This is a genomic window from Amycolatopsis rhizosphaerae, from assembly GCF_007713715.1.
GTDB lineage: Bacteria > Actinomycetota > Actinomycetes > Mycobacteriales > Pseudonocardiaceae > Amycolatopsis_E > Amycolatopsis_E rhizosphaerae.
The window spans coordinates 1-5,635 of record NZ_VJWX01000463.1 but is presented as its reverse complement, the minus strand read 5'-3'; the positions used below and the strand labels follow the sequence as shown (position 1 = coordinate 5,635).

Annotated in this window: 5 protein-coding genes; 4 read left to right on the top strand and 1 reads right to left on the bottom strand. The window is 72.2% G+C overall.

The window, feature by feature from the left end:
• The first annotated feature begins 24 nt into the window (after positions 1-24).
• The 4 genes from FNH05_RS30645 to FNH05_RS30630 all read left to right on the top strand — a co-directional run bounded on the left by FNH05_RS30645 (position 25) and on the right by FNH05_RS30630 (position 4,382).
• Positions 25-1,587 carry a deoxyguanosinetriphosphate triphosphohydrolase family protein gene (locus tag FNH05_RS30645; protein ID WP_144592338.1) on the top strand — a complete coding sequence of 521 codons (1,563 nt, stop codon included), beginning with the start codon at positions 25-27 and terminating at the stop codon, positions 1,585-1,587.
• Positions 1,584-2,240, top strand: coding sequence for an acVLRF1 family peptidyl-tRNA hydrolase (locus FNH05_RS30640; protein WP_144592337.1), 657 nt, complete (start codon positions 1,584-1,586; stop codon positions 2,238-2,240). The genes FNH05_RS30645 and FNH05_RS30640 overlap by 4 nt, the downstream gene beginning before the upstream one ends.
• 125 nt (positions 2,241-2,365) lie before the next feature.
• On the top strand, positions 2,366-3,994 hold the full coding sequence (locus tag FNH05_RS30635) for an ABC-F family ATP-binding cassette domain-containing protein (RefSeq protein ID WP_144592336.1): 1,629 nt from the start codon (positions 2,366-2,368) through the stop codon (positions 3,992-3,994).
• A gap of 178 nt (positions 3,995-4,172) precedes the next feature.
• The gene (locus FNH05_RS30630; protein WP_005437638.1) at positions 4,173-4,382 is read left to right on the top strand and encodes a helix-turn-helix domain-containing protein; all 210 of its coding nucleotides are present in this window, start codon (positions 4,173-4,175) and stop codon (positions 4,380-4,382) included.
• Here FNH05_RS30630 and FNH05_RS30625 read toward each other — a convergent pair.
• Positions 4,360-5,613: a glycosyltransferase 87 family protein gene (locus FNH05_RS30625; RefSeq protein ID WP_246128029.1), complete on the bottom strand. Its 1,254-nt coding sequence runs from the start codon at positions 5,611-5,613 to the stop codon at positions 4,360-4,362. The two genes, FNH05_RS30630 and FNH05_RS30625, sit on opposite strands and share 23 nt — an antisense overlap.
• Between the last annotated feature and the right edge of the window lie 22 nt (positions 5,614-5,635).

Here is a 5,635-nt window from a genome sequence, read left to right as displayed (position 1 = left end):
TCCCGTACGGATACGGTTACCCCCATGGAACGCGATCCCCGGGCACTGCGCAGGGACGAGCCCCCCGCCGGTGTGACAGGCTGGCCGGACCTCGCCGACAACCCGTTCCGAGCCGACCGCGAGAGAATCGTGGTGTCGCCGTTCTTCGCGCGGCTGGGCGGAGTCACGCAGGTGGTCAGCGCGGCCGGGTCCGGCCTGCTGCACAACCGCCTCACGCACAGCCTCAAGGTGGCACAGGTGGCCAGGGCCGTCGCCGAGCGGCTGCTCGCCTCGCCGGGCACGGCGGAGCTGACCGCCAAACTCGGCGGGCTCGACCCGGACGTGGCCGAGGCGGCCGCGCTCGCCCACGATCTGGGCCATCCGCCGTTCGGGCATCTCGGTGAGGGAGTGCTCGACCGCATCGCGCGCCACCGGTTCGGGCTCGCGGACGGTTTCGAGGGCAACGCGCAGTCCTTCCGCATCCTGACCACCACCGACGTGCGCGGTCCTTCGGTGGTCGGCCTCGACCTGACCGCCGCGGTCCGCGCGGCCGTGCTCAAGTATCCGTGGGCCCGGCTGCACTGGCCCCAGCCGCATCCGGCGGCGATGCCGAATCCGCCGCGCGGGGCCGCCGAACCCGCCGACCTCCCGGGCACCGGGTCGAGCAAGTTTTCCGCCTACAGCACCGAGCTGGACGATCTGCTGCAGGCGCGGGCGCCGTTCGCCGGGCGGCTCGAGGACTGGCAGCAGACCGTCGAGGCCTCGGTGATGGACACCGCCGACGACATCGCCTACGCCATCCACGACCTGCAGGACTTCCACCGCATCGGGGTCCTGCAGTACGCCCCGGTGGCCGCCGAGCTGGGGTCCTGGCTCGCGCATGCGCTGGATCTGGCCGCGCTCGACGCCGCCGAACTGGCCGCGGAGGCCCGGCGGCCGGGCCGGTCGCTGGAGCTGCTGCGCCGCCGGATGCACGTCCGCGACGCGTGGATCGTCGACGACGACGCCTTCGCGCAGGCCGTATCCCGGGTGCGCGCCGAGCTCGTCGACGGGCTGCTGGCCAGCGGGTTCGACGGCTCGATCGAGGCCGAGCAGACCACTGCGGCCTTCTCCGCGCACTGGACCTCGCGGCTGGTGGGCGGGGTGGTGGTGCTCGAGGAGCCGGGCAGCCGGTCGGGGCACGTCGCGCTGCGCCAGGAGCAGTGGCACGAGGTGCAGGTGCTCAAGTTCGTGCACCGCCAGTTCGTGCTGTTGCGGCCGGAACTGGCGTTGCACCAGCGGGGGCAGGCGAGCCTGCTGACCACGCTGGTCGACGCGCTCGACGCGTGGCTGGGGGACCGGGACGAGGCGTCCCGGCTGCCCCGGCGGCTGCACGACCTCGTCGAACTCGCGCACGCCGAGTACGCCCGGCTGGCCGCCGACGCGCCCGCACTGCTCGTCGGGGCCACCGGCGAGCCGGTGAGCGGGGCGGACGCGGTGCGGGGCCTGGCCCGCGGCCGCGCCGTGATCGATTTCGTGGCTTCGCTGACCGACAAGCAGGCGGTGTCGCTGCTCGACGCGCTTTCGGGCCGGTCGTCGCAGCCCTGGTCGGATTCGTTCGTGCTGTGAGCAAGGTCCGGACGGCGGCAGGCGGGGGCCGCGTGGTGGAGGTGGCGCCGGAGCGGCTGGCGGGCTGGTTCGACCGGTTCGCCGCGCGCAACGACGGCATCCGGGAGACCGCCGCCACGGCGGAGGAGGTCGTGGTGACCGCGGGCAACGGCACCACCGCGACGGTGGCGGTGCCCTTCCCGCCCCTGGCGGGCGGCGGCCCGCCGACGGTCCGCCTGGTGCTGCACGCCAAACGGCCGCGCCGGGTCGGCCTCCTGCTGGTGCGGTTGGGTGCGCACAGCATCGGGGTCGCGGAAGGCGGCAAGGTGACCGTGTCGCGCACCGACCGGCACCACGTGCACGGGCGGTCCGCCGCGGGCGGCTGGTCGCAGCAGCGGTTCGCGCGTCGCCGCGAGGGGCAGGCGCGCCAGGCCCTGCGCGAGGCCGCCGACGACGCGCTCGAGGTGCTCGGTCCCCGGCTGCCCGAACTCGACGCCGTGGTGCTCGGCGGTGACCGGCGGGCCCTGGACGAGCTGCGCGCGGACCGTCGGCTGGAACCGGTGTTTTCCCTTGCACTGCCCCGGATCCTGGACATCTCGGAGCCGAGGCGGGCGGTGCTGGACGAGGCGGCGGAACGGGCCAGGGCGGTGGAGATCGTGGTCAGGCCGGGGTGACCCGGCCGGGCCCACTACACTGGCTTCGTGGATGTTCTCCTGGAGTAGCCGCGCGGGCCGTGTGCGCGCACCGCCGCCGGCCGTCGTCGCAGCCCCCTCGTCCACCCCCGTCCTCGGGAGTTCTCTTGATCACGGCCACCGGCCTGGAACTGCGCGCCGGTTCGCGCATCCTGCTCGCCGACACCACCCTCCGCATCCAGCCCGGCGATCGCATCGGGCTCGTCGGGCGCAACGGCGCGGGCAAGACCACGACGCTGAAGGTGCTCGCGCGCGAGGGCCAGCCCTACGCGGGCGAGGTCCGTCACGCCAGCGAGATCGGTTACCTGCCGCAGGACCCCCGGGAGGGCGATCTCTCGGTCACCGCGAAGGACCGCGTGCTGTCGGCACGCGGCCTCGACGCCCTGCTGCGCGACATGGAAAAGGCGCAGACCGCCATGTCCGAACTCGTCGACGAAGCGGCGCGGGACAAGGCTGTCCGCCGCTACGGCAGGCTGGAGGAGCGGTTCGCAGCGCTCGGGGGATACGCCGCCGAGAGCGAGGCGGCCCGGATCTGCGCGAACCTCGGCCTGGCCGAACGCGTCCTCGCGCAGCCGCTGAGCACCCTCTCCGGCGGGCAGCGGCGCCGCGTGGAACTGGCACGCATCCTGTTCGCCGCCTCCGACGCCGGGGCCACCGGCCGGTCGGACACCATCCTGCTGCTCGACGAGCCGACGAACCACCTGGACGCCGACTCGATCAACTGGCTGCGCGGCTTCCTCAAGGCGCACGACGGCGGGCTCGTGGTGATCAGCCACGACGTCGAACTGCTCGACGAGGTGGTCAACAAGGTGTGGTTCCTCGACGCGACGCGCGGCGAGCTCGACCACTACAACATGAACTGGCAGCGTTACCTGGAGGCGCGGGCGACCGACGAGAAGCGCCGCCGCCGGGAACGCGCGAACGCGGAGAAGAAGGCCGCCGCGCTGCAGCAGCAGGCCGCGAAGCTGGGGGCGAAGGCCACCAAGGCGGTCGCCGCGAAGAACATGGCCCGCCGCGCCGAGCAGATGCTGGCGAATCTCGACGAGACGCGGCACGCGGACAAGGTGGCGCACATCAAGTTCCCCGCGCCCGCCCCGTGCGGCCGCACCCCGCTCACCGCCACGGATCTGTCCAAATCGTACGGTTCGCTGGAGATCTTCACCGGCGTGGACCTCGCCATCGACCGCGGTTCCAAGGTCGTGGTGCTGGGGCTCAACGGCGCGGGCAAGACGACGCTGCTGCGCCTGCTGGGCGGGATGGAGAAGCCGGACATCGGGGAAGTCGTTCCCGGGCACGGTTTGCGCCTGGGCTATTACGCGCAGGAGCACGAAACGCTGGATCACGAGGCGAGCGTGTGGGAGAACATCCGGCACCTCGCCCCGGACACCGGCGCACAGGAACTGCGGAACCTGCTGGGCTCCTTCCTGTTCACCGGCGAGCAGCTCGACCAGTCCGCTGGCACCCTTTCCGGTGGTGAGAAGACCCGGCTGGCGCTGGCCGGCCTGGTGTCCAGCGCGGCGAACGTGCTGCTGCTGGACGAGCCGACCAACAACCTGGACCCGGCCAGCCGCGCGCAGGTGCTCGACGCGCTGCGCAGTTACACCGGTGCGGTCGTGCTCGTCACGCACGACCCGGGCGCGGTCGAGGCACTGGAACCCGAGCGGGTGATCCTGCTGCCGGACGGGACCGAAGACCACTGGTCCGCCGATTACCTGGAACTCGTGCAGTTGGCATGAGGTAAACAAAGCGCCCGAGTCTTTAGTTGGGTTAGACAACCAACTTACGGCCCAAAATTACCGCTCAGCGGCAGGGTTTTTCGCTCCTCGTCTGGCAATCCGGCGCGCCGTGTTCGATCATTGCGTGTGCAGGGCCTGACGGGCTCCGAAACACTGTCGTGGAGGAAGGCGGGATGACGTGGCTGACCTGAAGAAGGGCGCGCGGATCACCGGGAACACGCGTGACAAGCTGGCCGCTGACCTGAAGAAGAAATACGAGAAGGGTGCCAGTATTCGCGCCCTCGCGGAGTCGACCGGACGCTCGTACGGTTTTGTGCACCGCGTACTTTCCGAATCGGGTGTGCAGTTGCGCGGGCGCGGTGGCGCTACCCGCGTGAAGAAGAAGTAAAACCCGGCACGGGAGCCGGTAAGGCTTCCGCCCGGCGAAAACACAGCATCGCACCGAGCAGCACGAGCGGGTACACGAGATACCCGTACCGGGTGGCCGGCGTGAGAAGTGTGAACGCGCCCAGCCCGGCCGCGATCGCGAGCATGGCCGCCGAGCCGGTGGCAGGCGGACGGCGCACCAGCCAGACGAGTATCGCCACCGCCGCCGCGCCGAGCAGCAGGAAGGCGCTCGCCTTCCCGGCCGGGCCCGTGCTCGCGAGCAGGTAGCCGGGAAGCGGGCTGGCCGCCGGCGAGGTCACCACCCCGAGACCCGCCGGGAACTTCAGCACGTGCTCGACGAAGGCGCCCGGGTCGACCAGCAGCACGGGCACGTTGAGCAGTGCCGCCGCGGCCAGGAAGGCGGCGGCGAAGCGGGCCAGCGCACGCCCGCCGAGCCGGGTCAGGACCAGCATGGCGAGCACCACCAGCGCCGGTGCCACGATGAGCTTCGCGCTGACCACCAGCCCGAGCATGATCGCGGAGGCGACCGGGCGGTCCGTCGCGGCCAGTGCGCCGGCGACCAGCAGCAGGCCGAGGATCGCCAGGTCCGGCCCGGCCACCGACCAGGTGAGCGCGGTCAGCGGGCAGGCCATCGCGAGCTGGGCCGCGCGGACCGGCACCCGCGGCCTGCCCAGGAGCCGGAGCGTGAGCCAGGCGCACCCGACCGCGGTGGCCGCGAACACCAGGCGGGCGTCGGTCAGCGCGTTCCCGGCCGCCGTGCCGCCGAACAGCGCCCGCGGCAGGCCGAACAGTGCCATCACCGGCCCGTAGGGTGTGTAGTCGTTGACCACCGGGGGCCTGCCGAGCGCGGTGACGTCCACATAGGGCGTGCCGTGGTGCAGCAGCAGGCTCGCGGAGCGCTCGATCACCCACACCTCGGGTTGCGCCGCCCAGGAGAACGGGGTGATCAGCCAGTCCACCCCGGTCAGCCTGCGCACCACCAGCACCGCCAGCGGCACCAGCAGGGCGAAGACGCCGATCGCGGCGAGCCCGGCCCGGCGTGACCGCAGGAAGTCCGTTCGTTTCCCCGGTTCCCGACGCCGGGTGAGCAGCCAGCCCGTGTGCAGCGCGGCCAGGCCGTACCCGGCCGAGGCGAAGGCGCCCCACATCCGGAATCCGTAGAACTCCGCCGTGAAGGCCGTGGCCACCGCATAGGCGAGGCAGGCCAGGTAGAAGGCCAGGTCCAGCGCCAGCGGGTGAGGGGTGAACCCGGCC